Source organism: Burkholderia sp. Ax-1720 (assembly GCF_011753035.1).
In the GTDB taxonomy this organism is placed as follows: Bacteria; Pseudomonadota; Gammaproteobacteria; order Burkholderiales; family Burkholderiaceae; genus Burkholderia; species Burkholderia gladioli.
This window is the reverse complement of sequence record NZ_VWWK01000024.1, coordinates 41530-68101: the sequence shown is the minus strand read 5'-3', so window position 1 is coordinate 68101 and position 26572 is coordinate 41530. Positions and strand designations below refer to the sequence as shown.

25 protein-coding genes are annotated in these 26572 nt (G+C 67.9%); 11 read left to right on the top strand and 14 right to left on the bottom strand.

From position 1 onward, the window contains the following. From gspL to gspG, 6 genes are all read right to left on the bottom strand, one after another. A partial coding sequence (gene gspL / locus F3J18_RS10695) for a type II secretion system protein GspL (protein ID WP_240156380.1) occupies positions 1–477 on the bottom strand: 477 nt, incomplete at its 3' end. A 24-nt stretch (positions 478–501) separates the two neighbouring features. Then, a complete protein-coding gene (gspK, locus tag F3J18_RS10690; protein WP_166912783.1) occupies positions 502–1656 on the bottom strand; it encodes a type II secretion system minor pseudopilin GspK in 1155 nt (384 codons plus the stop codon). Then, complete coding sequence (locus F3J18_RS10685) at positions 1653–2348, bottom strand: prepilin-type N-terminal cleavage/methylation domain-containing protein (RefSeq protein WP_025097302.1); 696 nt, start codon at positions 2346–2348, stop codon at positions 1653–1655. The genes gspK and F3J18_RS10685 overlap by 4 nt, the downstream gene beginning before the upstream one ends. Beyond that, positions 2326–2748 carry a type II secretion system minor pseudopilin GspI gene (gene gspI / locus F3J18_RS10680; protein ID WP_025097303.1) on the bottom strand — a complete coding sequence of 141 codons (423 nt, stop codon included), beginning with the start codon at positions 2746–2748 and terminating at the stop codon, positions 2326–2328. Before gspI ends, F3J18_RS10685 begins: the two co-directional genes overlap by 23 nt. 2 nt (positions 2749–2750) lie before the next feature. Next, the gene (locus F3J18_RS10675; protein WP_025097304.1) at positions 2751–3242 is read right to left on the bottom strand and encodes a GspH/FimT family pseudopilin; all 492 of its coding nucleotides are present in this window, start codon (positions 3240–3242) and stop codon (positions 2751–2753) included. Positions 3243–3299: 57 nt separating this feature from the next. Further along, on the bottom strand, positions 3300–3752 hold the full coding sequence (gene gspG / locus F3J18_RS10670) for a type II secretion system major pseudopilin GspG (protein ID WP_025097305.1): 453 nt from the start codon (positions 3750–3752) through the stop codon (positions 3300–3302). A gap of 149 nt (positions 3753–3901) precedes the next feature. On the opposite strand from gspG, the gene F3J18_RS10665 reads away from it, so the two are divergent. Further along, positions 3902–4312 carry a general secretion pathway protein GspC gene (locus F3J18_RS10665; RefSeq protein ID WP_013696131.1) on the top strand — a complete coding sequence of 137 codons (411 nt, stop codon included), beginning with the start codon at positions 3902–3904 and terminating at the stop codon, positions 4310–4312. Between the two features lie 81 nt (positions 4313–4393). Here F3J18_RS10665 and gspF read toward each other — a convergent pair whose 3' ends face one another. Genes gspF through gspD form a run of 3 tightly spaced genes read right to left on the bottom strand, consistent with a single transcriptional unit; the run spans position 4394 to position 9475 of the window. Next, complete coding sequence (gene gspF, locus F3J18_RS10660; RefSeq protein ID WP_013696132.1) at positions 4394–5611, bottom strand: type II secretion system inner membrane protein GspF; 1218 nt, start codon at positions 5609–5611, stop codon at positions 4394–4396. A 4-nt stretch (positions 5612–5615) separates the two neighbouring features. Continuing rightward, a complete protein-coding gene (gspE, locus tag F3J18_RS10655; protein ID WP_345791187.1) occupies positions 5616–7097 on the bottom strand; it encodes a type II secretion system ATPase GspE in 1482 nt (493 codons plus the stop codon). Beyond that, a complete protein-coding gene (gene gspD, locus F3J18_RS10650; RefSeq protein WP_240154659.1) occupies positions 7094–9475 on the bottom strand; it encodes a type II secretion system secretin GspD in 2382 nt (793 codons plus the stop codon). Before gspD ends, gspE begins: the two co-directional genes overlap by 4 nt. 369 nt (positions 9476–9844) lie before the next feature. Here gspD and F3J18_RS10645 point away from each other — a divergent pair, with 369 nt between their 5' ends. Next, a complete protein-coding gene (locus tag F3J18_RS10645; protein WP_013696135.1) occupies positions 9845–10300 on the top strand; it encodes a lytic transglycosylase domain-containing protein in 456 nt (151 codons plus the stop codon). 310 nt (positions 10301–10610) lie between these two features. Further along, complete coding sequence (locus F3J18_RS10640; RefSeq protein WP_166912782.1) at positions 10611–11903, top strand: GTP-binding protein; 1293 nt, start codon at positions 10611–10613, stop codon at positions 11901–11903. Between the two features lie 156 nt (positions 11904–12059). On the opposite strand, the gene F3J18_RS10635 is transcribed toward F3J18_RS10640, so the two are convergent. Then, positions 12060–12338, bottom strand: a complete 279-nt coding sequence (locus F3J18_RS10635) for an HU family DNA-binding protein (RefSeq protein ID WP_006401505.1) — start codon at positions 12336–12338, stop codon at positions 12060–12062. 415 nt (positions 12339–12753) lie between these two features. Between F3J18_RS10635 and mnmC the strand changes: the two genes are divergently transcribed. The 7 genes from mnmC (at position 12754) to F3J18_RS10600 (ending at position 22016) form a co-directional block, all read left to right on the top strand. Then, entirely contained in the window at positions 12754–14730 is a 1977-nt protein-coding gene (gene mnmC, locus F3J18_RS10630; RefSeq protein ID WP_166912781.1) for a bifunctional tRNA (5-methylaminomethyl-2-thiouridine)(34)-methyltransferase MnmD/FAD-dependent 5-carboxymethylaminomethyl-2-thiouridine(34) oxidoreductase MnmC, read from the top strand. 773 nt (positions 14731–15503) lie between these two features. Further along, the gene (locus F3J18_RS10625) at positions 15504–16718 is read left to right on the top strand and encodes a cation:proton antiporter (RefSeq protein ID WP_166912780.1); all 1215 of its coding nucleotides are present in this window, start codon (positions 15504–15506) and stop codon (positions 16716–16718) included. A 67-nt stretch (positions 16719–16785) separates the two neighbouring features. Then, positions 16786–17901: a YbdK family carboxylate-amine ligase gene (locus tag F3J18_RS10620; protein ID WP_017917940.1), complete on the top strand. Its 1116-nt coding sequence runs from the start codon at positions 16786–16788 to the stop codon at positions 17899–17901. A 511-nt stretch (positions 17902–18412) separates the two neighbouring features. After that, a complete protein-coding gene (locus tag F3J18_RS10615; protein WP_025097696.1) occupies positions 18413–19054 on the top strand; it encodes a MarR family transcriptional regulator in 642 nt (213 codons plus the stop codon). Positions 19055–19094: 40 nt separating this feature from the next. Then, positions 19095–19805, top strand: a complete 711-nt coding sequence (locus F3J18_RS10610; RefSeq protein WP_166912779.1) for a glutamine amidotransferase — start codon at positions 19095–19097, stop codon at positions 19803–19805. Positions 19806–20021: 216 nt separating this feature from the next. Beyond that, the gene (locus F3J18_RS10605; RefSeq protein ID WP_166912778.1) at positions 20022–21134 is read left to right on the top strand and encodes an NADH:flavin oxidoreductase/NADH oxidase; all 1113 of its coding nucleotides are present in this window, start codon (positions 20022–20024) and stop codon (positions 21132–21134) included. A gap of 306 nt (positions 21135–21440) precedes the next feature. After that, positions 21441–22016 (top strand): SET domain-containing protein-lysine N-methyltransferase, encoded by a 576-nt coding sequence (locus tag F3J18_RS10600; protein ID WP_025097699.1) that lies wholly within the window; start codon positions 21441–21443, stop codon positions 22014–22016. Between the two features lie 63 nt (positions 22017–22079). On the opposite strand, the gene F3J18_RS10595 is transcribed toward F3J18_RS10600, so the two are convergent. Beyond that, entirely contained in the window at positions 22080–23636 is a 1557-nt protein-coding gene (locus F3J18_RS10595; RefSeq protein WP_166912777.1) for a sensor histidine kinase, read from the bottom strand. A gap of 158 nt (positions 23637–23794) precedes the next feature. After that, complete coding sequence (locus F3J18_RS10590) at positions 23795–24487, bottom strand: response regulator transcription factor (protein WP_025097701.1); 693 nt, start codon at positions 24485–24487, stop codon at positions 23795–23797. A 110-nt stretch (positions 24488–24597) separates the two neighbouring features. Between F3J18_RS10590 and F3J18_RS10585 the strand changes: the two genes are divergently transcribed. Beyond that, complete coding sequence (locus F3J18_RS10585; RefSeq protein WP_013696146.1) at positions 24598–24828, top strand: DUF3717 domain-containing protein; 231 nt, start codon at positions 24598–24600, stop codon at positions 24826–24828. A gap of 368 nt (positions 24829–25196) precedes the next feature. Here the strand turns inward: F3J18_RS10585 and F3J18_RS10580 are convergent, their stop codons facing one another. Continuing rightward, complete coding sequence (locus tag F3J18_RS10580; RefSeq protein ID WP_013696147.1) at positions 25197–25502, bottom strand: 4a-hydroxytetrahydrobiopterin dehydratase; 306 nt, start codon at positions 25500–25502, stop codon at positions 25197–25199. A 110-nt stretch (positions 25503–25612) separates the two neighbouring features. Beyond that, positions 25613–26512, bottom strand: a complete 900-nt coding sequence (gene phhA / locus F3J18_RS10575) for a phenylalanine 4-monooxygenase (protein WP_166912776.1) — start codon at positions 26510–26512, stop codon at positions 25613–25615. Positions 26513–26572: the final 60 nt, after the last annotated feature.

Here is a 26572-nt window from a genome sequence, read left to right as displayed (position 1 = left end):
GGCCGCCTCGGCGGCGGGCGCGAGCGTGGCGCCGGCCGGCTGCGGCAGGCAGCGCATCGCCGGCACCGCGCGGATCGCGCGATGGCCGGCGGTGGTGAAGGCCTCGATGGCGAAGCGGAACCACTCGCGATCGATCACCGCCAGCACGCGCCGGCCGTCGGGCAGCACCACCGGGTCGACGGCGATATGGCAGGCCTGCGCGTCCTGGATCACGTAATCCTCGACGATGTTCGGCAGCGCCTGGCGCAGCTTCGGCCCCTTCACGGCGGGCACCGCGGCGGCCAGCAGCAGCAGGTCGCGCGCGGCCACCACCAGCACCGTGGAGGCGGCTTGCGGCAGGGTGGCCAGCGAGCTGCGTCCGGCGCGCTGGGTGTGGCCGCTCTTGTCGACGAGCGCGAACGACAGCTCGGGCCATTGCCACTCGGCCAGCGGCACGGCCGGTTCGCGCGGCGGCAAAACAACAATCAACGTGCTCAAGAGCTCCTCTCCCGGATGGCGTTGTTATAGCTGATCGGAAACCCGGACCACGCGCGTGGTGTGCGTGGTGGGGTCACGATACACGAGCGAGGTGCGGTCGATTTCCGCGCGCCCGTGCTCAATATGACCGTGAACGATGAAATAACTGGACGTCACGTCGATCTGGGTCGGGTCCAGCAGCGTGTTCGGCACGCCGGTGGCCTGCAGCGCGAGCTGCGCATCGCCGACGTTGCGGAAGAACACGTTCTCGCGGCGCGCCACCAGCGTCTGCGCGGAGGACACCGAGAGCCCCGGCAGCAGCGCGGCGATCACCTCGGCGCGCGCGGTATTGAGGTTGACCGGCGTGGTGGACGGCAGCACCGTCACGAAGGGCCGCAGCTTCTCGACGATCTCGGGCGTCACGCCGCTGACGTCGAGCAGCGAGTCGACGCTGGTCGGGATCAGCGGCGAGGCGCCCGCGCCGGCGTCGGTGCTGTCGCCGTTGTCGAAGCCCGGGTCGGGATTGCCGGAGTTCAGCGTGCTGTCGCCCTGCGGCGCGACCACCGGCGCGTTGCCGGTGCCGGGCGGGTTGGCGTTCTGGAAGCGCGTCGCCGAAAAGCGCAGGCCGGCGCGGATCTGTTTGGCCACGCGCACCGCCAGCGTCGAGTCGATCGACAGCGACACCAGCAGGCGCTTGAACACGGCCACCGAGGAGGCATTGATCTGCAGCACGCCCGGCGCCGGCGAGGACACCAGGTTGCGCAGGTTGAAGCGCGATTGGGCATCCTCGATATCGCCGGACAGGTAGGTGTCGTCGTCGCCCGAGACGTCGGTCACGCCGATCTTGCCGAGGAAGTCGGACAGCTTGGTCTTGGCGATCGGCACCGCCCAGATGCCGCCGAGATAGGTCACGCCGGGGGCCGTGTCGCCCTCGGAGCGCAGGATCATGCGGGTCCAGTCGAGCGCGCCGCGCGCCACCCACTGCGCCTGCATCAGCAGGCGCTGGTTCTCGATGCGGCGGATCTGCACCTGCTGGCGCCACAGCATGCCCGACACCAGGATCGCGGTGAGCGCCACCACCAGCAGCGCGCTGATGATCGCCACGCCGCGCGAACGGGCGCGCGAGGCCGGCGCGCGCGCGACGCGGCGCCGGCCTCGGAGGCGGGAAAGGAATACGGAACAGGGCGCGCGCATCGTCATTCTCCGACCAGGAACACGCGCTTGATCGGCACGTGCAGCGAGGTCGCGCCGATGCCGACCTCGAGCCCCGTGACCGAGCGCTCGGGCGGCCCGTTGCCGACGATCGGCTGCTTGAGCGCGTCGTTGTTCTTGGCGAGCGCGTCGTCGGCGGTCGGCATGTTGATGGTCCAGCCGACCTTGGGCACGTAGACGCGCGCCGTGATCGCGCCCACGCCGCGCATCAGCGGCACCGAGCTCCAGTCGTCCACGCCGCTGTCGGCCAGCATGCTGCGCAGCACGCGCGCGTCCGAGATCGGCGGCGAGGCGTAACGCACCACGCGCCCGGAGCTGATCAGGTAGCGCACGATCTGGATGCGCGGCGCACCGCCCGGCGTATCGAAGCGGCGCACGATCTGCAGCGTGTTGCCGACCACGCGCACCGGCGGCTGGCCGGCCTCGTCGTCACTGACGGCGCGGCGCGCGTCGATGCGCATCTGGTCGAACATCTGCGCGAAGGTGCGCTCGTCCTCCATCACCGCCTCGACATGATTGCGCCCGCGGATCACCTGGTCGAGCCCGCGCCAGGACAGCAGCGCGAGCACGGCCAGGATGGTGATCGCGATCAGCATCTCGATCAGCGTGAAGCCGCGCGAATCGCGCGACGCGCGCGGGCCGCCGGGGCGGCGGCGCTCAGAGCGAGCGATTGGTTTCATTGGCGACCACCGTGACCATCTGCGCGAGCACGCTGGCCTCGCCTGTCTTGCGTACCGAGATCTCGACGCGCCGGAACACCGGGTTCGGCGTGGTTCTCACCTTCTGCGTGCAGGTCAGCGCGAGGTTGCCCTGCGAACAGTCGAACTCCTCCTCGCCGACCTCGGGCCAGGCGTGCGCGAGGCGCAGCTGGCCGAGCACGTTGTCGGCGCTCCAGCTCGCCAGCAGGCGATCGTTGAGCGCGCCGGAATTGCTGGCCAGCGTGCCGACCGCGCGGATCGAGGCGGCCAGCGCGACCGCGATGATCGCCAGCGCGACCAGCACCTCGATCATGGTGAAGCCGCGCGCGCGGCGCCGCGGCGAAGGCGGGGCCCCGCGCGAAGGACGGAACGGGGTGGACATGGTCAGCGCACCTCGTAGCGGCCGTTGCCGGTGCCGACGATCGTCGCGCTGCCGACCGCGGAATAGAGCGTGATGCGCACCGGGATGTCGACCGGCTCGGTGCCGAACACGATGCGATGCACCTCGGTGTCGGAGCCGGGATAGTCGATGGTCGCGCCGGTCACGCCGCCGTCCCAGTTGCGCGGCCGGAACAGGTCGTCGCGCAGCGGGCGCCAGCCGTCCTCGCTGCGCACGTCGAAGCGGAAGCCGTTGTCGGTGGGCTGCCAGGCGATCGGCCGCGCGCGCACCTGCGCCTCGTCGCCCGCGCTCTCGAGCAGCAGCGCCACGCGCTGGGCTTCCTCGCGCAGGTCGGTGCGCGGATTGCGGTGCATGGTCAGCGTGGCCGCCGACACGAGGATCCCCGCGATCACGAGCACGACGAGCATCTCGAGCAACGTGAAGCCACGCATCCGCCGGGGCGGGAAACGCAGCGAGGTCGTGCCGGTGGTTCGCATGTCAAACGAAACTGACCAAGAGGGAAGGGACGGGCGGTGCGATCCGATGCGCCGGGCTTACTGCCAGGAACCGATGTCGGCGTCGTTGTTCTCGCCGCCTTCCTTGGCGTCGGCGCCGTAGCTGAACACGTCGATCTCGCCGTGCACGCCCGGGTTCAGGTACTTGTACGGGTTGCCCCAGGGATCGTTCGGCAGGCGCTCGAGGTAGCCGCCGTCCTTCCAGTTGTTCGGCACCGGATCGGTGGTCGGCTTGGCGATCAGCGATTGCAGGCCCTGCTCCTGGGTCGGGTAGCGGCCGTTGTCGAGGCGGTAGAGCTTGAGCGCCTGCATCACGGTGCCGATGTCCTGCTTGGCGGCCACGCGGCGCGCTTCGTCCGGGCGGCTCATGATCTTCGGCACGATCAGCGCGGCCAGGATGCCGAGGATCGCGATCACGACCATGATTTCGATCAGCGTGAAGCCGCGTTGGCGACGGCCTGCCGGCGAGCGGCGATTGATCCACGTTTGCATGAGTGAAACCTCTCTTTCAAAAACAGTAGTCAACATTGAATGGCACCCGCGGGGCACGTCGCCCGCGCAGCGAAGCCGCATTGTAAGGCGGCCTCCGCTGCGGGCTTTCACTCAACGCAAATTTCATATTCATCCGTACAATAGCCCGCATGAACGCGCTCTCGATCCGGATCCTATCCCTCGCCCTCTTCGCGGCCTTGTGCGCGACGGCCACCTACTGGGCCATCACGCTCTCGGCGCATCAGGCCCCGCTACCCGCCGCCGCCGCGCGCGCTCCCTTGCGCACGGAGGACGCTGCCGCGCTGTTCGGCGGGCAGCTCACGCACAACCCCGTGGAGGACATCCACCTGTTCGGCATCCTCGCGCTGCGCCAGGGCGCCGCCGCGATCGTCGGCATCGGCGGCGATCCGGCCCGCACCATCACGCTGGGCGGCGACATCTCCCAGGGCACCAAGCTCGCCGAGGTCCGCGCCCGCTCGATCGTGATCGACCGCAACGGCGCGCATGCCGAGATCTTCCTGCCGGCCAACACGCCCGGCCCCGCCATCTACGTGCGCTGAGCCGTTCCTTCCCATAACGCCTGTCACTGACGTTCATTCCGGCAACGGGTCGCGATCGCGGCCCGTTTTGCTTTGCATCCCTTACTGCACCATGTTATTCAGCTCGATGATCGGCAGCATCACGGCCAGCACGATCACCAGCACGATGCCGCCCATCGCCAGGATCAGGAGCGGCTCGAGCAGGCTGGTCATGAACATGGTGCGGCGCTCGAGTTCGCGCGCCTCACCCTCGGCGGCGCGGTCGAGCATGGTGGTGACGTCGCCGGTGGCCTCGCCCGAGCGGATCAGGTGCACCAGCACCGGCGGGAACGTCTTCACGTGGTTGAGCGCGCGCGACAGCGAGGTGCCTTCGCGCACGCGCACGATCGCGTCGTCGATATTGCCGCTCATGGCGCGGTTCGAGAGCGTCTCGCCGGCCGCCTGCAGCGCGCGCAGGATCGGCACGCCGGCCGCGGTCAGGATCGCCAGCGTGCTGGCGAAGCGCACCGTGTTGTAGCCGCGCACCAGCTTGCCGGCCAGCGGCGCGCCCAGCAGCCAGCGGTCGAAGGCCAGCCGCGGGCCGGCGCGCGAGAGCGTGGTCTTGACGATCCAGGCCAGCACCACCACGCCGATCAGCATCGCCCACCACCAGTGCCGCACGAAGTCCGACAGCGCCATCATCACGATGGTCAGGAAGGGCAACTGCTGCTTGGTGCTGGCGAACACGTTCACCACCTGCGGCACCACATAGCTGAGCAGGAAGGTGACGATGCCGAACGCGATCAGGGTGACGATGCCCGGATAGGTGAAGGCGAGCACGATCTTCTGCTTGAGCGCGTTGCGCTGCTCGATGTAGTCGGCCAGGCGCGACAGCACGATGCCGAGCTTGCCGGTGTGCTCGCCGGCCGATACCAGGGCGCGGTAGATCTCGGGGAAGTCGCGCGGATGCTCGGCCAGCGCGCTGGCCAGCGAATGGCCGCCCAGCACCTCGGCGCGGATCGCCGCCATCAGCTCGCGGATGTAGTCGCGCTCGGCCTGCTCGGTGAGTACCGCCAGCGATTCGCCGAGCGGCAGCCCGGCGGTCAAGAGGCTGGCGAGCTGGCGCGTGAGGATGGCCTGCTCGCGCTGCGAGAGCTTGCGGCCGATCGACAGGCGCTGCTTGCGCTGGCCGCGCGAACGGCTCGCGGCCGGCTCGACCACCAGCGGCGTGAGACCCTGGCCGCGCAACTGGCCGCGCGCGGCGCGCGCGCTGTCGGCCTCGATCACGCCCTTCTGGGGGCGGCCGCCGGAATCGATCGCTTCGAAACGGAATGCCGGCATCGCGCTACGCGCCTCCCGTCACGCGCAGCACTTCCTCTAGCGAGGTGTTGCCCTGCGCGAGCCAGCGCTCGGCGTCGTCGCGCAGCGTGCGCATGCCGTTCGAGCGGCCCGAGGCGAGGATTTCCGAGTCGGGCGCGTTGCGGTGGACCAGCGAACGGATCGCGTCGTCGATCACCAGCAGTTCATAGACGCCGCGCCGGCCCGTGTAGCCCGAATGGCCGCACTTCTCGCAGCCCACCGGGTGATAGATCACGCGGCCTTCCTCCTCGCGCGGTTCCTTGCAATGCGGGCAGAGCTGGCGCACCAGCCGCTGCGCCAGCACGCCGAGCAGCGAGGAAGCCAGCAGGTAGGGCTCGACGCCCATGTCGGTCAGGCGCGTGACGGCCGAGGCGGCGTCGTTGGTGTGCAGCGTGGCCAGCACCAGGTGGCCCGTCAGCGAGGCCTGCACGGCGATCTGCGCGGTTTCGAGATCGCGGATTTCGCCGATCATGATCACGTCCGGATCCTGGCGCAGGATCGAGCGCAGCGCGCGCGCGAAGCTCATGCCGATGCGCTCGTTCACCTGCGTCTGGCCGATGCCGGACAGGTCGTATTCGATCGGATCCTCGACCGTCATGATGTTGGTGGTGGCCGTCTCCAGCCGCGACATCGCCGCGTACAGCGTGGTGGTCTTGCCCGAGCCGGTCGGGCCGGTGACCAGCACGATGCCGTGCGGGCGGCCGATCAGCTTGTCGAACTGCACCAGCGTGTCGCGGCCCATGCCGAGCGCCTCGAGGTTCAGGCGCGCCGCATCCTTTTCCAGCAGACGCAGCACCGCGCGCTCGCCGTGGCCGGTGGGCAGCGTCGAGACCCGCACGTCCACCGGACGGCCGCCCACGCGCAGCGTGATGCGGCCATCCTGCGGCAGGCGTTTCTCGGCGATGTCGAGCTGCGCCATGATCTTGATCCGCGAGATCAGCGCGCCGTGCAGGGCCTTCTTGGGCCGCACCACGTCGCGCAGCGTGCCGTCGACGCGAAAGCGCACCACCGAGGCGTTCTCGAAGGGCTCGATGTGAATGTCGGAAGCCTGCTCGCGCGCGGCCTGGGTGAGCAGGGCGTTGATCATGCGGATGATCGGCGCGTCGTCCTCCGATTCCAGCAGGTCCTCGACTTCCGGGATGTCCTGCATCAGCCGCGACAGGTCGACCTCGCCTTCCACCTCGCCGACCACCTGCGCCGCGCTGCCGTCCTGGCGCGCATAGGCGGTGTTGATGGCCTGCGCGAGCTCGTCGGCCGGCAGCCGGCGCGCGGTCAGCGCGCCGAAGTTGCGGGCCACCTCGGCCAGTGCGGCATCGGTGGTGCGATCGCTGATCCAGACCTCGATCGCCTCGCCGTCCTGCTGCGCGACCAGGATCTGGCCGGCCTTGGCGAAGCCGTAGGGCAGCAGGCGAGCGGCGATCGCCGACGGCCCCTCGCTGGTCGCTGCATCGCGCACGGCCTCGTTCACGGCTGCGCTCCCGGCTGGGTGGTCAGGCCCGGCGTCGGCACCGGCGCGGTGACGGCCGGCGCGGGCATCGGCGCGGGGTTCACCGTCGGCGCGGCCACCGCGGGGGCCGGCACGTTGGTCGGTGCGCTGCCGGGCGCGGCCGGATAACCGGGGGTGCGCGTCATGCGCGTCAGGTCGAACAGGTTCGCGGCCGGGGCCCCGCCCTGGCTCGGGCCGAGCGGCATCGGCGGCGCCACCGGATCGTCCTTGTCGCGGATCAGGTTGTTGTCGGACTTGTACGCGCCCTGCACACCCTGGATGTAGTCGTAGCGGTTCGCGGTGACGGCCTGGGTGGTGGCCTGGTCGCTGAGGATCACCGGGCGCAGGAACACCATCAGGTTGGTTTTCTGGCGTGTCTTGCCTTCCGAGCGGAACAGCTGGCCGATCCAGGGAATGTCGCCGAGCAGCGGCACCTTGTTGTTGCTGACCTGGTAGTTGTCCTGCATCAGGCCGCCGAGCACGATGATCTCGCCGTTGTCGCACAGCACGGTCGACTGGATCGAGCGCTTGTTGAAGGTCGGCACACCGACCTGGCTCGAGCTGTTGCTGGTCGTCGCGCTCGCCACCACCGAGGAATCCTCGGTGTAGATCTGCATCTTCAGGATGCCGCCGTCGGTGATCTGCGGCTTGACGTGCAGGGTCAGGCCGACGTCCTGGCGATCGAAGGTATTGAAGGCGTTGCTGTTGCTGCCGCTGGTCAGGTTTGCGTAGGAACCGGTCGCGATCGGTACGTTCTGGCCGACCACGATCTTCGCTTCCTCGTTGTCGAGCGTGACCAGGTTAGGCGTGGACAGCACGTTCGCGTCGGTGGTGCCCGAGAAGGCCTGCAGCAGGGCGCCCAGGCCCGTGATGCCGAACATGTTCTTGAGCCAGCCGATGTTCAGGCCCGGCGTCAGCGCGCCGGCCGCCGCCGCCGCGGGGCTGATATTGGTCCCCGCGACCTGGGCCGCGGACGAGGTCAGGCCGGTGATGCTGTTGCCGAGGTTGGGCAGGCCGGTGTTGAGCGAACTGCCCGCGTACAGCGCGTTGTTCGCCACCTGCCACTGGATACCCAGGTTGGCCGAGGTGCTCGAGTTCAGCTCGACGATCAGCGCCTCGATATAGACCTGCGCGCGACGCTCGTCGAGCTGGTCGATCACGGCGCGCAGGTTGCGGTAGACCGGATCCGAGGCCGTGATGATCAGCGAGTTGGTGGCCGAATCGGCCTGGATCATGCCGCCGGGCTGGTTGTCGTCGCTGCTGTTCTTGTTGCTGGAGAAATCGTCGCTCTTGCCGCCGCTGCCGCTGCCGTAACCGCCGCTGCTCGAGCCCGAGCCCGACGAGGAGGACAGCGAGGACGAGCCGGAAGGCAGGGGCGCGGTGCCGGCGCTGCCGGTCGAGAAGTTGCTGCCACCGCCGGAGCCGCCGCCCTGGTTGAACGAGTTCGCGTCGTTCGAGGAAGCCGAGCCGCCGCTGTCGCCCTTGCCGAGCATGCCGCGCAGCGTCTTGGCCAGCTTCACCGCGTCGGCGTTGCGCAGCCGCACCACGTGCATGTTGCCGGGCACCGCGCTGGGCGCGTCGAGCTGCGCCAGCAGGCGCCGCGCCGAGGCCAGGCGCGAGCCGTTCGAGGCGCGCAGCAGGATCGAATTGGTGCGCGGGTCGGCCGACACGTTCACCTTCAGCGTCGCGTCGGTATTGCCGATCGAACCCGGGTCGAGCAGCTTGCCGAGCTGGCTGGCGATGTCGATCGCGTTGGCGTTCTTGAGCGGCACCACCACCACCTGGGTGCCGGCCGCGTTGTCGACGCCGGCGATGATCTGCGCGATGCGACGCACATTGTCGGCGTAGTCGGTGACCACCAGCGTGTTGTTGGCCGGGTAGGCGGTGACGGTGTTGTTCGGCGAGATCAGCGGACGCAGCACCGGCAGCAGGTTATTGGCCGATTCGTTGTGCAGCTCGAACACCTGGGTGACGATCTGGTCGCCGTTGGCGCGCGGGGTGTTGCCGATGTAGGTCGGCACGCCCTGCAGCTTGGCGTCGGCCTCGGGCACCACCTTCAAGACGCCGTGGTCCTGCAGCAGCGAGAAACCCTGCATGCGCAGCGCCGATTGCAGGGTCTTGAGCGCCTGGTCCTCGGGCACCGACTTCTCGGATACCAGGTTGAGCTGGCCCTTCACGCGCGGATCGACAATGATGGTCTTGCCCGTCGCCGCACCGATGGCCTTCGCGACCTGGTCGATGTCGGCATTGACGAAATTGAGCGTCACCTGGGCCTGCGCGAGGCCGATCTGCGAGGCGACGATTCCGGCGACGACGAGCGCTTTTGCAGCGCGCCGCATAGCAAAACGAGTGGTTGTCATGAGGGTGGGTAATCGATGCCGGGTAAGGCCGTATCCGACGATAGAGCGTGATTGCACTTAGCAAAAAACGGACATTAGCAGCTTTTCGTGTCCGAAATATCACATCGGACCGAGAGCGTTCTCACTTTTTTCAACAAAGCCGCCAAGCCCGATCGCGGCGCCATTTCGTTCGCAAGATTTCGCAAGATTTCGGAATAAAAACCAAGGAAAACCGGGCGACCGAAGCGGGCAACCACGCGCATCGGACGGTGGCACAAGGCGGCGAGGCCCCGGTATGATACGGGCGGCGCGCAACCGGCGCGCAATTTCCGTGTTGGGGGTTTTCCCACCCCGAACTCCCGTATTTGCTGCCATTCGGAAGGCTTCCTAATGCAAATTAGGTGTTTTCTTATCGTCGTGTCGCTTGCCGCCGCGGGTTTCAGTGCCCCCGCGCGGGCCGACTGCTATGACGAGGCGGCCAAGTACCAGAAGGTCAATCCGCTGATCCTGCGCGCCATCGCGTGGCAGGAATCCCACAACACACCCGATGCGATCAACCGCAATGCGAACGGTTCGACCGATTACGGGATCATGCAGATCAACTCGATCCATCTGTCGCGGCTGGCCCAGTACGGCATCACCAAGGACACCCTGATGCAGCCGTGCAAGAACGTCTATATCGCCGCCTGGCACCTGCGCCAGAAGATGAACAAGTACGGCAATACCTGGGCGGCGATCGGCGCTTACCACTCCGAAACACCGCCGCTGCGGGACAAGTACGCGCACCAGATCGCGGCGATCCTGTCCAAGTGGCGCCTGCTGCCGGCCGAGAACGAGCCGCGCTGAAACACGCCGAGGCGCGCTTGCGCCCGGCTCGCCGATCGGCGGTTTGCGCATCCCTGCCTGTTTAGCGGGCCCAGCCGCGGTTTTACCGAATCCCGTCTACTTCCTGCCGCCGCGTCCCGGCCCGGCTCCCGCCGCCTGCTATCCAGATATGGCGAGCCGACGTTTGGGGCCTCGCGGCCGGCGCCCCAGCCCGGCGCGGGCGGGCCCAGCCGGGTTTGATGCACAATGCGGCTTTCACGCCGCCGTGCGCGCGAGCCTCGTTTCGCCGCGCCGGCCGCCGCTTCCGCCACTTTCCAGGGTACGCACCGCCATGAACCAGCCCCTGCCCGTCACCGTGCTGTCCGGCTTTCTCGGCGCCGGCAAGACCACGCTGCTGAACCACGTCCTCGCCAATCGCGAGGGCCTGCGCGTGGCCGTGATCGTCAACGACCTGGCCGAGGTCAATATCGACGCCGCGCTGGTCGAGGATCGCGCCACCCTCTCGCACGTCGAGGAGCGGCTGGTCGAGATGTCCAACGGCTGCATCTGCTGCACGCTGCGCGACGACCTGCTGGTCGAGATCCGCCGGCTCTCGGCCGAGCAGCGCTTCGACGCGATCCTGGTCGAATCGACCGGCGTGGCCGAGCCGATGCCGATCGCCGAAACCTTCGGCTTCGTCGACGACGAGGGCGAGACGCTCGGCGATATCGCGCGGCTCGACACCATGGTCACCGTGGTCGACGCCTTCAATTTCCTGCGCGACTACGGCTCCGACGAGGGCCTGGCCGACCGCGGCCTGGCCGAGGGCGACGACGATCGCCAATTGGTCGAGCTGCTGATCGAGCAGATCGAGTTCTGCGACGTGCTGGTGATCAACAAGGCCGACCTCGTCGCGGCGGACGAACTCGCGCGCCTGCAGACGATCCTGGCCAGCCTCAACCCGCGCGCGCGGCAACTGGTGAGCCGCTTCGGCGCGGTGCCGCTGCGCGAGGTGATCGACACCGGCCTGTTCGATTTCGAGGCCGCCGCCAATGCGCCGGGCTGGCTCGCCTCGCTCGAGCATCGGCACGATCACGAACACGGGGAAGATTGCGGCGAGGATTGCGGGCACACGCACGCGGCCGGCGAGTTCGGCATCGACAACTTCGTCTATCGCGCGCGCCGACCGTTTCATCCGCAACGTTTCTGGACCCTGCTGCACGACGAATGGCAGGGCGTGCTGCGCAGCAAGGGCTTCTTCTGGCTGGCCACGCGCAACGATATCGGCGGCTCGCTCTCGCAGGCGGGCGGCGTCTGCCGGCACGGGCCGGCCGGGCTCTGGTGGGCCGCGCAGGACCGCGCCGAATGGCCCGACGACGATCCGGCGCTGCTCGAGGAGATCGCCGCCGACTGGCATGGCGCGCCCGACGACGACAGCATCGGCGACCGCCGCCAGGAACTGGTGCTGATCGGCATCGGCCTGGACGCCGCGCAATGGCGCGCGAAATTCGACGCCTGCCTGCTCGACGATGCCGAATACGCGGCCGGCGTCGAAGCCTGGCGCGCGCTGCCCGATCCGTTTCCGTCCTGGGACCTCGACGAACACGACGATCACGACGACGAGGAAATCGTCCATCGCCACTGAAACGGGCGCTTTCGAGGCCCGCCTCGGTCGATGGTCAAGCTTGGTCAAATCGGGGAAAAGCGTCGCGCAAACACGTCATTCCAGCGCCCGCGACGCTTCCTGGGGACGAAAAAAAACCCGCCGCGAGGCGGGTTTTTCCGTTCACAAACGCTGGACTCAGCGCTTGTTCACTGCATCCTTGAATGCCTTGCCAGCCGTGAACTTGACGGTCTTGGCTGCCGGAATCTTGATGGTTTCGCCCGTCTTCGGGTTGCGGCCGGTACGTGCTGCACGCTTACCCGAGCCGAAGCTGCCGAAGCCGATCAACTGAACCGCGTCGCCTTTCGACACGGCCTTCTTGATCACCTCGAGGAGCGTGTCCAGCGTTTCGCCGGTTTGAGCCTTGCTGGCGCCCGTCTGTGCGGCGACGGCGTCGATCAGTTCCTGTTTGTTCATTAAGGTTCCTTTCTCAGGTTAAGTTGACACGAACAGCGCGGACGCGCCGATTATACGTGCGCAGGCCGTAGCATCGCAGTTCGCGGCGACGACCAGGCGCATCCGGACCGCGCCGCGCCTGGTACCCGCGGGTGAGCCCTGAGGCGCTTCCGCAGTACGGCGCTTGCTATGATAGCGCAGCGCAAACCCAATAACGACAAGGGTTTCAAAGATTTTCATCCGGATTTTGCCGGATCTTCAGGCCGTTGCCCGCATTTTTGCCGCGTGGCGACCAGCGTTGTCAAGCGCCGCAAGCGAGCCTTCGGAGCCGACGTTGGTTTTTGCCAACGCCAGGCTGGGCGCGGCTTTGGCGGCTCCGGCCAGGTGTTGCAGCGCATTTGCCCGGACCCTTCGCCGGCCCTTTCGATTGTTTCGCATGACCGACCGACTCGCTCCCGCCACGCTCGTCTTCCGCGAAGACGGCACGCTCGTTTCCCCCGCCTACGGCGATATCTACCATAGCGCGGCCGGCGCGCTCGCCCAGGCCGAGCACGTGTTCCTGCGCGGCAACCGCCTGCCCGAACGCTGGCGCGGGCGTCGCCACTTCACCATCGTCGAGACCGGCTTCGGCACCGGCTGCAACTTCCTCGCGACCTGGGCCGCCTGGCGCGCCGATCCTTCGCGCAGCGAGCGGCTGCATTTCGTCTCGGTCGAGAAACATCCGTTCGCGCGCGAGGACCTGCGCAAGGCCGCTCGCCATATCGTTGCGGGCACAACCATCGAGGCGAGCCTCGTCGACGAACTCGCCGATGCCTGGCCGATGCTCACGCCGGGGCTGCATCGCGTCGAACTCGATGCAGGACGCGTGGTACTGACGCTCGCCTTCGGCGATGCGCGCGAGATGCTGTCCTCGCTGGTGCTGCGTGCCGATGCGTTTTATCTCGATGGTTTCGCGCCCTCGCGCAACGCCGAACTCTGGTCCGTCGAGGTGTTCCGCGCGCTCGCGAAACTGGCCGACGAACACGCCAGCTTCGCCACCTACACGAGCGCCGGCGATGTGAAACGAGCCCTGGAAAACGCGGGCTTTTCGTATCGCAAGGTGGCGGGATTCGCGGGCAAGCGCGCGATGCTGGTCGGCGAATTCGCGCCGCGCTGGAAGCTGCGTCGACACGAACCGCCGCGCGCCTTCGACGCCGATACGCGCGACGCGATCGTGATCGGCGCGGGCCTGGCAGGTTGCGCGCTGGTCGAGCGTCTCGCCGCGCGCGGCTGGCAAGTCACGCTGATCGATCGACATACCGAACTCGCAGGCGAAGCCTCGGGCAATCGCGCCGGCGTGTTCCATCCGCTGGTCGCGATCGACGACAACTTCGGCGCGCGGCTCTCGCGTGCCGGTTATCAATACGCGCTGTCGCGATGGCGCGCGTTCGAAGCAGCCGGACATGCGTTCTCGCGTAGTCGCGAAGGCCTGCTGCAACTCGCCTGCGACGAGCCGGAATTCGCGCGCATGCAGGCCGCCGCCAATGCGCTGGGCATGCCCGATGAACTGGCCTCGCTGCGCTCGCGCGAGCAGGCCGGCGAGCAACTGGGTAGCGAAACCGCGCAAGGTGGATGGTTCTTCCCGCAAGGCGGCTCGCTCGATCCGGCGAAACTGGCCGCGGCCGCCTGCGCGACGGCGGGCGAACGGCTCACGCGGCTGGCGAACGTGGAAGTCGCGCGCCTGGTGCCGCGCGAGGGCGGCGGCTGGCTCGCGCTCGACGCGAACGGCGCGACACTGGCCTCGGCCGCGGTGGCGATCGTCGCGAACGCTGCCGACGCGCCGCGCCTGGCCGGCTTGCGACATGCGCCGGTACAGCAGGTGCGCGGCCAACTGAGCATGCTGCCGGCAGGCAGCGCACCCAAGGTCGCGCTGCCCGTGATCGGCGACGGCTACCTGATCCCGTTCGCCGACGGCAGCGCGCTGACCGGCGCGACCTACGAGCCCGACGACCTCGATCCGATCCCGCGCGAAGCCGGCCATCGAGAGAACCTCGTCCGGCTCGCCGCGCTGCTGCCCCGCGCCCAGGTCGATTCCGGCATGCTCGCCGATCCTGCCTCGCTGGCCGGCCGAGTCGCGTTCCGCTGCGTGGCCAGCGATCGCCTGCCGCTGGCGGGCGCGCTGGGCGACGAAGCCGCCGCGGCCGCCCATGCTCGTGCCTTGTCGGGCGCCCAGCCACGCGACCTGCCGCGCGCGGCCGGTCTCTACGGCGCCTTCGGCTTTGGTTCGCGCGGCTTCGTCTGGGCCTGGCTGGCCGCCGAGCTGATCGCCTCGCAACTGGAGGGCGAACCCTGGCCGATCGAGCGCGAGCTGGCCGAGGCGATCGATCCCGCGCGCTTCCTGCTGCGCGCGCTACGCCAGGGCCGCGCCGGCTGAGCCAACCGGGCGGCGTTCGTCCGCCCGTCATTTCCATTGCATCCAATGCTTTTCCGAGCGGCGCCGGCCGAGGCAGGCCCGCGCCCGCTCGCCGCGAGCCACAGTATTTTTTGCACGGCAACACAGCGGCGAGGGCAGGTTATCCACCCGAATCTGTGGATAAGCGCGCGAATTGCCTGCGAGTTGTCTGTGCAAGCACAGTGGACGTAAACGGGGTAACTTGGCTTCGCCGCACAGCACAGCAAAAGTTGCTCTGTGAATCCCTGTGCGCACGCACAGCCTGTGCGAGTGCTTATGATTTTCCCAAGCCCATGAATCTGTGAGGTTTACCGGAGTTATCCACAGAAAAGGCATGCCTTTGTTAACTTCTACTACGTATACATACAGGTAAACCTTTGGATATAACCCCGAGCCATCAGCCGGGCGGCCAGGCACCGGACAAATCCGATCCGGATCGAAATAGATGTGGCACAATCGGACACCTTCGCGCCGCACCGGCATGCCACCGGCGCGGCACCCACGGAACAGTTATTGCGAATCGGAATCTGAGGATGAGAGATCGCGCTGTTTCCTTCACACCCCAGGCCGACGATCAGATCGGCCATCGCCCGAGCGGCAAGTCCACCCGCCGCGAATCGGGCAGCCCCGTGTCCTGACGCCCAGACCAGCGAACACACCGATCACGGGGCGATCAGCCGCCAGCGCGCCCACTCGTTCGACATGCTCGACCCCGCGTCGCTGCCGGTTGCCTTCGAATAGGAGAAGTCACCACGATGAAGTCGGCGTTCTCGTTTCTACCGAATTGGCCGCTTGTTCCCGACGCCGTGTTCTGGGCCGGGATTGCGCTGTTTGCCGCCGGCCTGTGCGGCGAGCTCTGCTACCGGGCCTGGCGCCTGCCGCGCGTGACCGGTTACGCGGTGATCGGCCTGATCGCCGGCTCGGCCGGCTTCGGCGCGATCGACGCGAGCGACAGCGATACCGCGCGGCTATTGATCAACGTCGCGCTCGGCCTGCTGCTGTTCGAGCTCGGCAACCGGCTCGACCTGCGCTGGATCCGCCGCAACCCCTGGCTGATCGCCACCAGCGTGGCCGAGGCGACGCTGACCTTCGCCCTGGTGCTGACCGTGCTGCTGGTGCTCGGCGTACCGGCGATGGTGTCGATCGTGCTGGCCGCCATCGCGGTGGCCACCTCGCCCGCGATGGCGATCCAGCTCAAGACCGAACTGCGCGCGGAAGGGCAGGTCTCGCAGCGGCTGCTCACGCTGACGGCGCTCAACAGCGTCTATTCGGTGGTGCTCACCAAGCTGCTGACCAGCTGGCTGCACCAGGAGGAATACGGCAACGTGTTCGCCACCATCCTCCAGCCGATCTACCTGATCGCCGGTTCGCTGATCCTGGCCTACCTGCTGGCGCGCGCCTGCCGCTACCTGTTCCGCCACATCGCGCCGGCGATGCGCGACGAGCATTCCTTCGTCGCCCTGTTCGGCCTGGTGGTGCTGGCCATCGCGATTGCCCAGGCGCTCAAGCTCTCGACCGTGCTGACCCTGCTGCTGGCCGGCATCATCGTGAAGAACCTCGAGGTGCGCCCGCAGCTCTGGCCCGAGCACTTCGGCACCGCCGGCTGGCTGCTGACCGTGATCCTGTTCGTGCTGACGCTGACCTCGTTCACCTGGCACGACCTCGCCGCCGGCGGGCTGGTGGCGGTGGTGCTGATCCTCACGCGGCTGGTCGCCAAGCTGGTGGGGGTGGTCGCCTTCGCGAAGAAGAGCGGCATCAACGTCAAGCAGGGCGTCGCGCTCGGCTTGTCGCTGGCGCCGATGTCGGCGCTTGCCTACCTGCTGGTCGACGACACCTACCAGGCCTATCCGAATTTCGACCCGCACCTGCGCGCGGTCGTGATGTGCTCGATCGTCCTGCTGCAGCTGGTCGGTCCGCTGTTCGTCTACCGCAGCCTGTCGGCCGTCGGCGAACGACGCGACGAAAGCTGACCGGCGCGGCCGCCGCCCTGCGTCGAGACGGCGGCGGCCGTGCCCAACCCGTTATCCGGAATTCGCCATGGCACTCGAAACCTTCAACAATTCCGAGCCGTTCACCTTCGGCGTCGAACTCGAAATCCAGATCGTCAACACCCATAACTACGATCTGACCAAAGCGGCTTCCGACCTGATGCGCCTGGTCGAGAACGAGCCGCACCCGGGCAACATCACGCCCGAAATCACCGAGAGCATGATCGAGCTGTCGACCGGCATCTGCCATTCGCACGAGCAGGCCCTGAGCGAGCTGCATGCGATCCGCGACGTGCTGGTCAAGGCGGCCGACCATCTCAACGTCGGGCTGTGCGGCGGCGGCACCCACACCTTCCAGCAATGGAGCGAGCGGCAGATCTACGACGCGCCGCGCTTCCAGTACCTGTCCGAGCTGTACGGCTACCTGGCCAAGCAGTTCACGGTGTTCGGCCAGCACGTGCATATCGGCTGCCCCGACGCGGACAGCGCGCTGTTCCTGCTGCATTCGATGTCGCGCTACATCCCGCACTTCATCGCGCTGTCGGCGTCCTCGCCCTATGTCCAGAATGTGGACACCGGCTTTCATTCGGCCCGCCTCAATTCGGTGTTCGCCTTCCCGATGTCGGGCCGCGCGCCCTATACGCTGACCTGGGACGGCTTCGAGGAGTACTTCTCGAAGATGGTCAACACCGGCGTGGTCAACAGCATGAAGGACTTCTACTGGGACATCCGTCCCAAGCCCGGCTTCGGCACGATCGAGGTGCGCGTGATGGATACGCCGCTGTCGGTCGACCGCGCGGCGGCGATCGCCTGCTACATCCAGACGCTGGCGCGCTACCTGCTGCTCGACAAGCCGCTCACGCTGTCCGAGGACGATTACCTGGTCTATACCTTCAATCGCTTCGAGGCCTGCCGCTTCGGCCTGGACGGCACCTGCGTGAACCCGCAGACGGGCGAGCGGCGCACCATCGCCGAGGACATCCTCGACACGCTCGACAAGCTCGCCCCGCACGCGGCCGCGCTCGGCTCGCGCGCCGCGCTCGACGAGGTGGGCGCGCTGGCCAAGGCGCGCGTGAACGACGCTTCCTGGCTGCGCACCGTTTTCAAGCAGGAAAAATCGCTCAACGAGACGGTGCGACAACAGTGCTTGCGCTGGCGCGAATGAAAAAGACTATTTCCGCGATCGGCTGTACTGGCGCAAAGCGATACCGACTGTCCGTCCTGCCCGAACAAAGGTAGTAGTCGCAAACAATTCGCCTGGCGCGCTTGTGGATAACCGGGACTTTCCCAGCAAAGTCAAGGCTCTGCGAGCGCCGCCGGGCGCCCCGCGCAAGGCCCGCGGCGGCGCGTTGTTTGTCGAATGAAAGCGTCGCGGCGATTTCATATGAGATTGATTCACGAAATCACAGCGCGCTGATTCACTTATCCTCGCTTTATCCACAGACTTATTTGGATAACTTAGCTGTGCGATTTTCCGCTCTCGCTTAGAATGTCGGCTTTGCGAGCGACGGCACCGGATAGTGCCGCGTTCGCGCGCCGGTTCGTGGCGAATCCAGCCACGGTGAACGGGCATCGGTTGCGCCGTTCCGGGCACTGCAGCTCGATCGCAGGACCGGACACGGATCTCCCCACAAAGGCCGTCGGATGGAACCGAGGCCGGCAACAGCGAAAAGACTATGAGCGAAGGCGTTTACGGGAACGAGGCAGCGGGTCGTGTGACCCACAGCCTGTTGCGATTGAGTACGGCCATGCGGAGCGAGGCATGGGATTGGGCGGAAGGCGCTGGCCTCACGCCGACGCAGGGCGAAATCCTGGTGCTGCTGCTGCAGCGCAAGGGCCCGATGCGGCTCGGTGAGATCGCCCGTGAAACCCAGCTCACCGCGGCGACCACCAGCGACGCGGTCAGCACGCTCGAAGGCAAGGGTCTCGTCGAAAAGCGCCGCGCGCTCGACGACGGTCGCGCGCTGGCGGTGCGCCTGAGCGCGCGCGGCCGCACCGCGGCCAAGAAGGCGCTGCAATGGCCGGAGTTCCTGTCGAAGGCGGTCGGCGTGCTGGCCAACGACGAGCAGGGCGCCCTGTACCGCTCGCTGCTGAAGGTGCTGCGCGAACTGCAGGTGGCGGGCCAGGCGCCCCAGCACCGCATGTGCGTCACCTGCAAGCACTTCCAGCCCGGCAAGGCCGCCAAGAAGCCGTCGTATCGCTGCTCGCTGCTCGACCTGACGATGGCCGACAGCGATCTGCGCCTCGACTGCTCGGTGCACGAGGAAGCCGATGCGCTGACGCAGAAGAAGACCTGGAAGGTGTTCGCGCAGTTGTGATGACGCGCCGCGCGTGGCGTGCCAGACGGAGTTCGGTTGAATGAATGCAGAAGTCGTAGCAATCCGCCACGTGCACTTCGAGGACCTCGGCAGCTTCGAGCGCGTGCTCGGCCAGCGGGGCAGGCGGGTGCGGTATGTCGATGTCGGCACCTCGCGCGTCGAGGTGCTCGATGCCTGCGGCCCATCCCTGCTGGTGGTGCTGGGCGGCCCGATCAGCGCCTATGACGATGATCTCTATCCGACCACGGCGCCGCTGGTCGAGCTGATCCGCAAGCGCATCGAAGCGGGCCTGCCGACGCTCGGGATCTGCCTGGGCGCCCAGCTAATCGCTCGCGCGCTCGGTGCGCGCGTCTATCCGGGCAAGGTCAAGGAAATCGGCTGGACGCCGCTGACGCTGACCGACGCGGGCCTCGCGTCGCCGCTGCGGCACCTGGCCGGGAGCGAGACCTCGATGCTGCACTGGCATGGCGATACCTTCGACCTGCCGCCCGGCGCGATCCATCTCGCCTCCACGCCCGATTGCGCGCACCAGGCGTTCTCGTGGGGCCAGCACGTGCTGGGCCTGCAATGCCACCCGGAAGTCGCCACCGAGAGCTTCGAGGCCTGGCTGATCGGCCATGCCAACGAGATCGGCTCGGCGCCCGGCGTGGATGCCCGGCAATTGCGCGCGGCCACCGCCCAGCACGGGCCGGCGCTGGAACCGGCCGCGGCGCGCATGTTCGGCGAATGGCTCGCCTCGGTGGGGCTCTGAGCGGCACGGGCAACCGGAACCGGCAACGGATCTCGAAACGGCACGCATGGCGTGCCGTTTTGCTTGGCGGTCCCGATACTGGTATCCACATCTTCATCCGGCGCTTTCGTGCACCCCGGCGGTGCCGCCGAACGCGGCCCGGGCCCGCGCCAGCAGCCGCGCGGCACGCGTGCTAACCTCGTGCGCTCCCGTCCCCCCTGTAGCGAGTCACACCCGATGAGCGCCCTGTTTTCCCCCCTCCAGCTGCGTGACATCACGCTGCCGAACCGTATCGTCGTGTCGCCGATGTGCCAGTACTCGGCCGAACGCGGCGAGCCGACCGCCTGGCACACCATCCATCTCGGCCAGCTTGCCTTGTCGGGCGCCGCGCTGCTCTGCACCGAGGTGGTTGCCGTTGAGCCCGACGGCCGCATCACGCCGGGCGATCTCGGCTTGTGGGACGACGCCACCGAAGCCGCCTACGTGCCGCTGCTGGCGGCGATCCGCAAGCATTCGCCGATCCGCGTGGCGATGCAGATCGGTCACGCGGGACGCAAGGCCTCGAGCCGCGCGCCCTGGGAAGGCGGCTCGCTGATCGAGGTGGCCGACGGCGGCTGGCTGCCGCACGCGCCCTCGGCGGTGCCGCACAAGGAAGGCGAGACGGCGCCGCTGGCGCTCGACACGGCCGGCCTGAACCGCCTGCGTCGCGCCTTCGAGGCCACCGCCAGGCGCGCCGCGCGGCTCGGCATCGATGCGCTGGAAGTGCATGCCGCGCACGGCTACCTGCTGCACCAGTTCCTCTCGCCGCTCGCCAACCAGCGCGACGACGAATACGGCGGCTCGCTCGAGAACCGCATGCGCTTCCCGCTCGAGATCTTCGAGATCGTGCGCGCCGCGTTCCCCGCGGACCGGCCGGTGGGCGTGCGCGTCTCCGCCACCGACTGGGTCGAGGGCGGCTGGACGCTGGACGAGACGATCGCCTTCGCGAAGGCGCTCAAGGCGCGCGGCTGCGACTGGATCGACGTGTCCTCGGGCGGCGTCTCGCCGCTGCAGAAGATCCCGCTCTCGGCCGGCTACCAGGTGCCGTTCGCGCGCGCGGTGCGGCACGCGGTGGAGCTGACCACCTTCGCGGTCGGCCTGATCACCGAGCCGGCGCAGGCCGAGAAGATCGTCGCCGAGGGCGATGCCGACGCGGTCGCGCTGGCTCGCGCGATGCTCTACGATCCGCGCTGGCCGTGGCATGCGGCCGCCGAGCTCGGCGCGACGGTGACGGCGCCGCCGCAATACTGGCGCTCGCAGCCGCGCGACCAGAAGAACCTGTTCGGCGACATCTCGTTCGGCCAGCGCTGAGCGCGGCCGCGGCGGCCCGGGCGGTGCCGGCGTGCGAGGGAAGCGATTCCGCGCGCCGGCACCGCCATGTTTTTGATGCTGCATCATGATCGGCACGACGCGCCCGCGTCGTTGCCAACCCACGTCGCTTCGCCCGATTGGTTGAACGAAGCAAGGCCGAGCGTGTAGCATTCGGTTGGCTCGTTCACGGCGGCCTCGTCGCCGAGGCATGCCGCCGCGCGCGAGCGCGTTCGCGCGCAGCGGGCGGACGGCGCCACGCCGGCGGCCGGTATCGCGCCATTCCATCGTCTTCACAAGGATTCATCGATGAGTTCACGCAGGATCGTGGTGCGCCGTTCCGGCGTTCACGGCAAGGGCGTATTCGCGGTCGCGCCGATCAGCGCGGGCGAGCGCGTGGTCGAGTACAAGGGCGAGCGGATCTCCTGGAAGGAGGCGCTGCGTCGTCATCCGCACGATCCGAACGAGCCCAACCACACCTTCTATTTCGCGCTCGAAGAGGGCGGCGTGATCGACGGCAAGGTCGACGGCAACAGCGCGCGCTGGATCAACCATTCCTGCGAGCCGAACTGCGAGGCCGAGGAAACCGCCGGGCGCGTGCATATCCAGGCGCTGCGCGACATCGCGGCCGGCGAGGAGCTGTTCTACGACTACGGCCTGGTGATCGACGCCAAGCTGACCAAGGAGCTCAAGCGCGAATACGCCTGCCATTGCGGCACCGCGAGCTGCCGCGGCACGCTGCTGGCCGTCAACGACGAGGACAAGAAGAAAAAGAAGAAGGCGAAGAAGGACGCCAAGTCGGAGAAGGGCGAGAAGGCGGGCAAGGCCGACAAGGCTTCGCGCAAGGAAAAGGGCGCCGAAAAAGGCACCAAAAAGAAGAAGTGAGGCCGGCGCATGACGGCGCCCGGGTGGCACCGTCATGCAGGCTCGGCCCGGGCGCCGACACGCTCAGGCGTGTTGCGTCGCCGATTCGGCGGCCTTCGGCGCCGCCTCGGCCGGCTTCGCAGCCAGCGGGATCCGCACGATGAAGCGCGAACCGCCCTCGGGCGCATCGGCATAGGACACCGCGCCGTCGTGCATCGCGATGATGTCGTGCACGATTGCCAAACCCAGCCCCGCGCCGGTCTCCACCCCATTGCCGCTCTGCGCGTCGCCGCGGAAGAAGCGCTTGAACAGGTCGGCCTGCTGCCCGGCCGGCACCCCCGAACCATTGTCCTCGACCACGATCTCGGCGGCGGCGCGGCCGTTGCCGAGCGTCACCTGCGAGACGTTCAGCGTGATGCGCGCGCCTTCGGGACGCGCCAGCGGCACGTATTTCAGCGCGTTGTCGAGCAGGTTCGCGATCACCTCGCGCAGCAGCACCGGGTTGCCGCGCACCACCAGCGGCGGCACGCTGGCCAGGTCGAACTCGTCGGGCGGCAGCTCCTCGCTGTCGTCGCCGACCGAGGCGGCGCGGCCGCTGCCGGCGGCGTGTTCGTCGTCGGTCTGGAAGCCCAGGTCGACATGGCAGGCCAGCGCGCGCGGCACCCATTCCGCGCCGGTCTCGAAGGCCAGCGCCGCCAGGTCGACCTCCACGAAGCGGGCCGCCTGCTCGCCCGGCTCGGCGCGCGCCAGCGACAGCAACTGGTTCGAGAGCCGCACCGCGCGATCGGCGGCGGCGCGCAGCTCGTGCACGGCGGTGAGGGTCTGCTGGGGGTCGCGCGCCACGGCGGCCTGCTCGGCATGCAGCTTCACCGCGGTCAGCGGCGTGCGCAGCTGGTGCGCGGCATCGGCGATGAACTTGCGCTGCGCGTCGAGCGCAGTCTTCAGGCGCCCGAGCAGCGCGTTCATGGCGCTGGTGAGCGGCCGGATCTCGAGCGGCACCTCGGTCTCGTCGACCGGCTCCAGCGAAGTGTGGGTCTGTCGGTTCAGCGAATCGGCCAGGTGCGTGAGCGGCCCGAGCTGCTGGTTCACCACGCGCCAGACGATGCCCCAGCCGGCCAGCAGCAACAGCAGCAGCGGCATCATGATCGCCACCAGGAATTCGGCGGCGATCTGGTAGCGGTGCCGCACCGGCTGGGCCACCTCGACGATCATCGGATTGCCGCTGTCGGCCTGCTCCACGCGCACCTGCGCGACGCGCACGGCCTGGCCCTCGTAGTCGGACTCGAACACATAGGCGTAATGCATGCGGCGCACGCTGGTGCCCTGCAGCGGCAGCCGCGGGTCGCCGGCCAGCTCGTGTTCGCCGTCGCTGATGCGGTAGATCAGTTGCTCGGCGGGATCGGAGAACATCGCCTGCGCCAGCGGCGGCACCGTGAACGGCGCGTCGGGCCCGGCGATCTGGATCTGCTTGGAGATCGCGGTGGCGAGATCGGCCAGCGAACGGTCGATCACGTGCTGCGTGTACTGCCAGGCCAGCCAGTAGGCGATCAGGCCGCTCATCAGCGCGAGCATCGACAGCGGGGCGGCGAGGCGGCGCAGCAGCGAGCGGCGCAGGCTGGAAGCGGCCGGTTCAGTGGACATCGCGTCAACCATCCAAAAAGCAGCGCCCGGCATGAACCGGGCGCGGCGGGGATACGAAAACGCGGCACGGCGCGAGGCCGGCCGCGTTGGCGTCGGGGCGGCGGCGCCGCGTCATTACCGGCCCGCGAGGGGCCGGCGGGCACGCGGCGCGCGCGGCCTCAGACGCTGGCCGGCTGGCGGATTTCCTGCAGCAGGTAGCCGAAGCCGCGCACCGTGACGATCTCGACACGGCATTGCTCGAGCTTCTTGCGCACGCGGTGCACATAGACTTCGATCGCGGTATCGCCGAGATCGCCGCCGAAGTGGGTCAGGTGATCCTGCAGCTGGGCCTTGCTGACCACGCGGCCGTGGCGCAGCAGCAGCATCTCGAGCACCGCGAATTCGCGCGGCGACAGTTCGAGCGGCTTGTCGTCGTTGAAGATGCGGCGATCGACGCCCGACAGGCGCACGCCGCCGAGCGAGACTTCCGGACGCGGCATGTCGCTGTGCGGGCCGCTGCGGCGCATCACCGCGCGGATCCGCGCTTCCAGCTCGGCCGGTTCGAAGGGCTTGAGCATGTAGTCGTCGGCGCCGGAATTGAGGCCCTGGACGCGGTCGTTCAGCTCGTCGCGCGCGGTCAGTATGATCACCGGCGTGTGGCGGTTGGTCTGGCGGAAGCGCGACAGCAGGGTCATGCCGTCGATGCCCGGCAGGCCCAGGTCGAGGATCACCAGCTCATGGCGATTCTGCGCGAGCGCCTGCTCGGCGAAAATGCCGTCATGAACCATGTCGACGGTGAAGCCGGCTTGTTCGAGGCTGCTCTGGATGCCGCGTGCGATGGGGCGGTCGTCTTCGATGAGGAGGAGTCGCATGAGATTCGCTCAAGTACAATGGGTTGGCTGGGACAGCACGACGCCGTTTCCAACAGCATGTCGCGTGGCCGACGACAGGCAAGGCGGCTAGCGAACGAAATTCCAACTATATGTCCGACATCTCGATCCACGAACTCGAAGCCGCGATCAATTTCTGGCGCGCCCGTTCGCCGTCCAGCGGCGACGAACTCAGACTGTGCGAAGAAGCGAGCGCGCTTTCCAAGCCGTATGCGTTGCTGATTGTACAGCGGCAAAGCGCACTGAAACTGGAAGGTTTGGACCCCATTGCGCGTCGCGCCTGGGAGTCTTACGTGCGCCTTATGAACGGCTTGGAAAGCTGAAGGCTCGCACCTTTTCACAGCTTTCCGTTCTCAAAGGAACGCGCGTTGACGGTGAACCGTTGACGCGCGTTTTGTTTTGCGCGGTGCTTTTGTGGCGAAGCCATGAAGAATCGGCGGCAGCGGCGTGGCGCGCGCTGACAGCCGTGATTCGTGCGGCCTGCGGGGATGGCGGTTTCGTCAGGCGCTCGTCGGTCGGGCGTTGGCGCTTCGTCGGCGGTTTGTCGGTTTCGCCGTATCGACCCCATCCGCGCTTCGGTAATGGTTCGAAATAGGGAAGGGCGAGAGACGTGCTGCGATCGCAGCGGCGGTTCGGGAAGCAGGTGGGGAAGGGCACCGCGCGGGAAGGTGATGCGCGGCGCCCGGGGGGATCAGCCGAGCTGGGCCTCGCGGCCCGCTTCGTCGATGAAGCGCGCCAGCGCGATGTCGCGTTCGGTCAGGCCGTTCGCGTCATGCGTCGAGAGGGTGATGTCGACACGGTTGTAGACATTGAACCACTCGGGATGGTGGTTCATTTCCTGCGCCTTGATGGCGACGCGCGTCATGAAGCCGAACGCGGCGTTGAAGTCGGCGAAACGCAGGCTGCGCTCGATCGCATCGCGGCCGGGCACGGCCGACCAGTGCGGCAGCGTCTCGAGCTGCGTCTTGCGTTCTTCCGATGTGAGCTTGTGGATCATCTTGATTGCCTCGTCTCCGAATGAGGCGCGCCGGTCTCGTGGAGGCGCGCCGATCCGGACATTCTTTCATACTTGCGCGCCCTGCCGCTTGATCGGGGCACGATCGCTGCTCAGTGCGTGGCGTCCTGGTCCTGCGCCCAGCCCTCGCCGGTGCCGCGATGGATCACCCGATCGCCGTCGAGCACGGCGCCGGCCGGGTACTCGCCCATGCCGGCCAGGCGCCTGGCCAGCGCCCTCGCGTCGACCTTCAGCAGGGCGAACAATTGCTCGAAGTCGTCGATCACGAAATAGGTCTTCTGGAAGGTGTCGATGCGATAGGCGGTCCGCATCACGCGGTCGAGCTCGAAGCCGATCCGGTTGGGCGCCTCGCTCTCCAGGCTGTAGACCGACTCGCCGCGGCTCGACACGATGCCCGCGCCGTAGATCTGCAGCGTGTCGCGATCGTGCCGGCTGCGGATCAGCCCGAACTCGACCGTGTACCAGTAGAGCCGGCCCAGCAGCGAGAGCGCTAAGGGATCGTCGGCAACCGCCAGCGCGGCCCGGCCGTAGGCGTGCATGTAGTCGGCGAACACCGGGTCGATCAGCAGCGGCACGTGGCCGAACAGGTCGTGGAAGCAGTCGGGTTCCTGCAGGTAGTCGAGCTGGTCCGGGCGGCGCATCCACCAGGTCACCGGGAAGCGCCGTTCGGCCAGATGGGCGAAGAACACATCGCCGGGCACTAGGCCCGGCACCGCGACGATCTTCCAGCCGGTGGCGGGCTCGAGCTGCCGGTTCACCTCCTCGAACGAGGGCACGCGATCGGCCGGCAGCGTGAGCCGCTTCATGCCGGCCACGAAGGCGTCGGCGGCGCGCCCTTCCAGCAGCGCCGTCTGCCGCGCATAGAGCTGCGCCCACACCGCGTGATCGACCCGGCCGTAACGCTCGAGCGGCTGGTCGATGGTGAAATCGGCGCGGGTTTCGAGGCCCGCGTCGAACTGCTCCTGCAGCTTCGCGGTGACGACGGTGGACATGACTGGCTCGCTGGCGAGGGGTGGAACGAGATGCCAGTGTAGAGCGGCCGGCGCGCGGGA

Bases quoted from the DNA above. Each gene is read 5' to 3' on its own strand.
- F3J18_RS10685 (WP_025097302.1), bottom strand. From the start codon at position 2,348: ATGAAACCAATCGCTCGCTCTGAGCGCCGCCGCCCCGGCGGCCCGCGC.
- F3J18_RS10585 (WP_013696146.1), top strand. From the start codon at position 24,598: ATGTCCGACATCTCGATCCACGAACTCGAAGCCGCGATCAATTTCTGG.
- gspG (WP_025097305.1), bottom strand. From the start codon at position 3,752: ATGCAAACGTGGATCAATCGCCGCTCGCCGGCAGGCCGTCGCCAACGC.
- mnmC (WP_166912781.1), top strand. From the start codon at position 12,754: ATGACCGACCGACTCGCTCCCGCCACGCTCGTCTTCCGCGAAGACGGC.
- gspI (WP_025097303.1), bottom strand. From the start codon at position 2,748: ATGTCCACCCCGTTCCGTCCTTCGCGCGGGGCCCCGCCTTCGCCGCGG.
- phhA (WP_166912776.1), bottom strand. From the start codon at position 26,512: ATGTCCACCGTCGTCACCGCGAAGCTGCAGGAGCAGTTCGACGCGGGC.
- F3J18_RS10605 (WP_166912778.1), top strand. From the start codon at position 20,022: ATGAGCGCCCTGTTTTCCCCCCTCCAGCTGCGTGACATCACGCTGCCG.
- F3J18_RS10620 (WP_017917940.1), top strand. From the start codon at position 16,786: ATGGCACTCGAAACCTTCAACAATTCCGAGCCGTTCACCTTCGGCGTC.
- F3J18_RS10665 (WP_013696131.1), top strand. From the start codon at position 3,902: ATGAACGCGCTCTCGATCCGGATCCTATCCCTCGCCCTCTTCGCGGCC.
- F3J18_RS10580 (WP_013696147.1), bottom strand. From the start codon at position 25,502: ATGATCCACAAGCTCACATCGGAAGAACGCAAGACGCAGCTCGAGACG.
- F3J18_RS10635 (WP_006401505.1), bottom strand. From the start codon at position 12,338: ATGAACAAACAGGAACTGATCGACGCCGTCGCCGCACAGACGGGCGCC.
- F3J18_RS10610 (WP_166912779.1), top strand. From the start codon at position 19,095: ATGAATGCAGAAGTCGTAGCAATCCGCCACGTGCACTTCGAGGACCTC.
- F3J18_RS10640 (WP_166912782.1), top strand. From the start codon at position 10,611: ATGAACCAGCCCCTGCCCGTCACCGTGCTGTCCGGCTTTCTCGGCGCC.
- gspD (WP_240154659.1), bottom strand. From the start codon at position 9,475: ATGACAACCACTCGTTTTGCTATGCGGCGCGCTGCAAAAGCGCTCGTC.
- gspK (WP_166912783.1), bottom strand. From the start codon at position 1,656: ATGACGATGCGCGCGCCCTGTTCCGTATTCCTTTCCCGCCTCCGAGGC.
- F3J18_RS10625 (WP_166912780.1), top strand. From the start codon at position 15,504: ATGAAGTCGGCGTTCTCGTTTCTACCGAATTGGCCGCTTGTTCCCGAC.
- F3J18_RS10615 (WP_025097696.1), top strand. From the start codon at position 18,413: ATGAGCGAAGGCGTTTACGGGAACGAGGCAGCGGGTCGTGTGACCCAC.
- F3J18_RS10590 (WP_025097701.1), bottom strand. From the start codon at position 24,487: ATGCGACTCCTCCTCATCGAAGACGACCGCCCCATCGCACGCGGCATC.
- F3J18_RS10675 (WP_025097304.1), bottom strand. From the start codon at position 3,242: ATGCGAACCACCGGCACGACCTCGCTGCGTTTCCCGCCCCGGCGGATG.
- gspF (WP_013696132.1), bottom strand. From the start codon at position 5,611: ATGCCGGCATTCCGTTTCGAAGCGATCGATTCCGGCGGCCGCCCCCAG.
- F3J18_RS10595 (WP_166912777.1), bottom strand. From the start codon at position 23,636: ATGTCCACTGAACCGGCCGCTTCCAGCCTGCGCCGCTCGCTGCTGCGC.
- F3J18_RS10645 (WP_013696135.1), top strand. From the start codon at position 9,845: ATGCAAATTAGGTGTTTTCTTATCGTCGTGTCGCTTGCCGCCGCGGGT.
- F3J18_RS10600 (WP_025097699.1), top strand. From the start codon at position 21,441: ATGAGTTCACGCAGGATCGTGGTGCGCCGTTCCGGCGTTCACGGCAAG.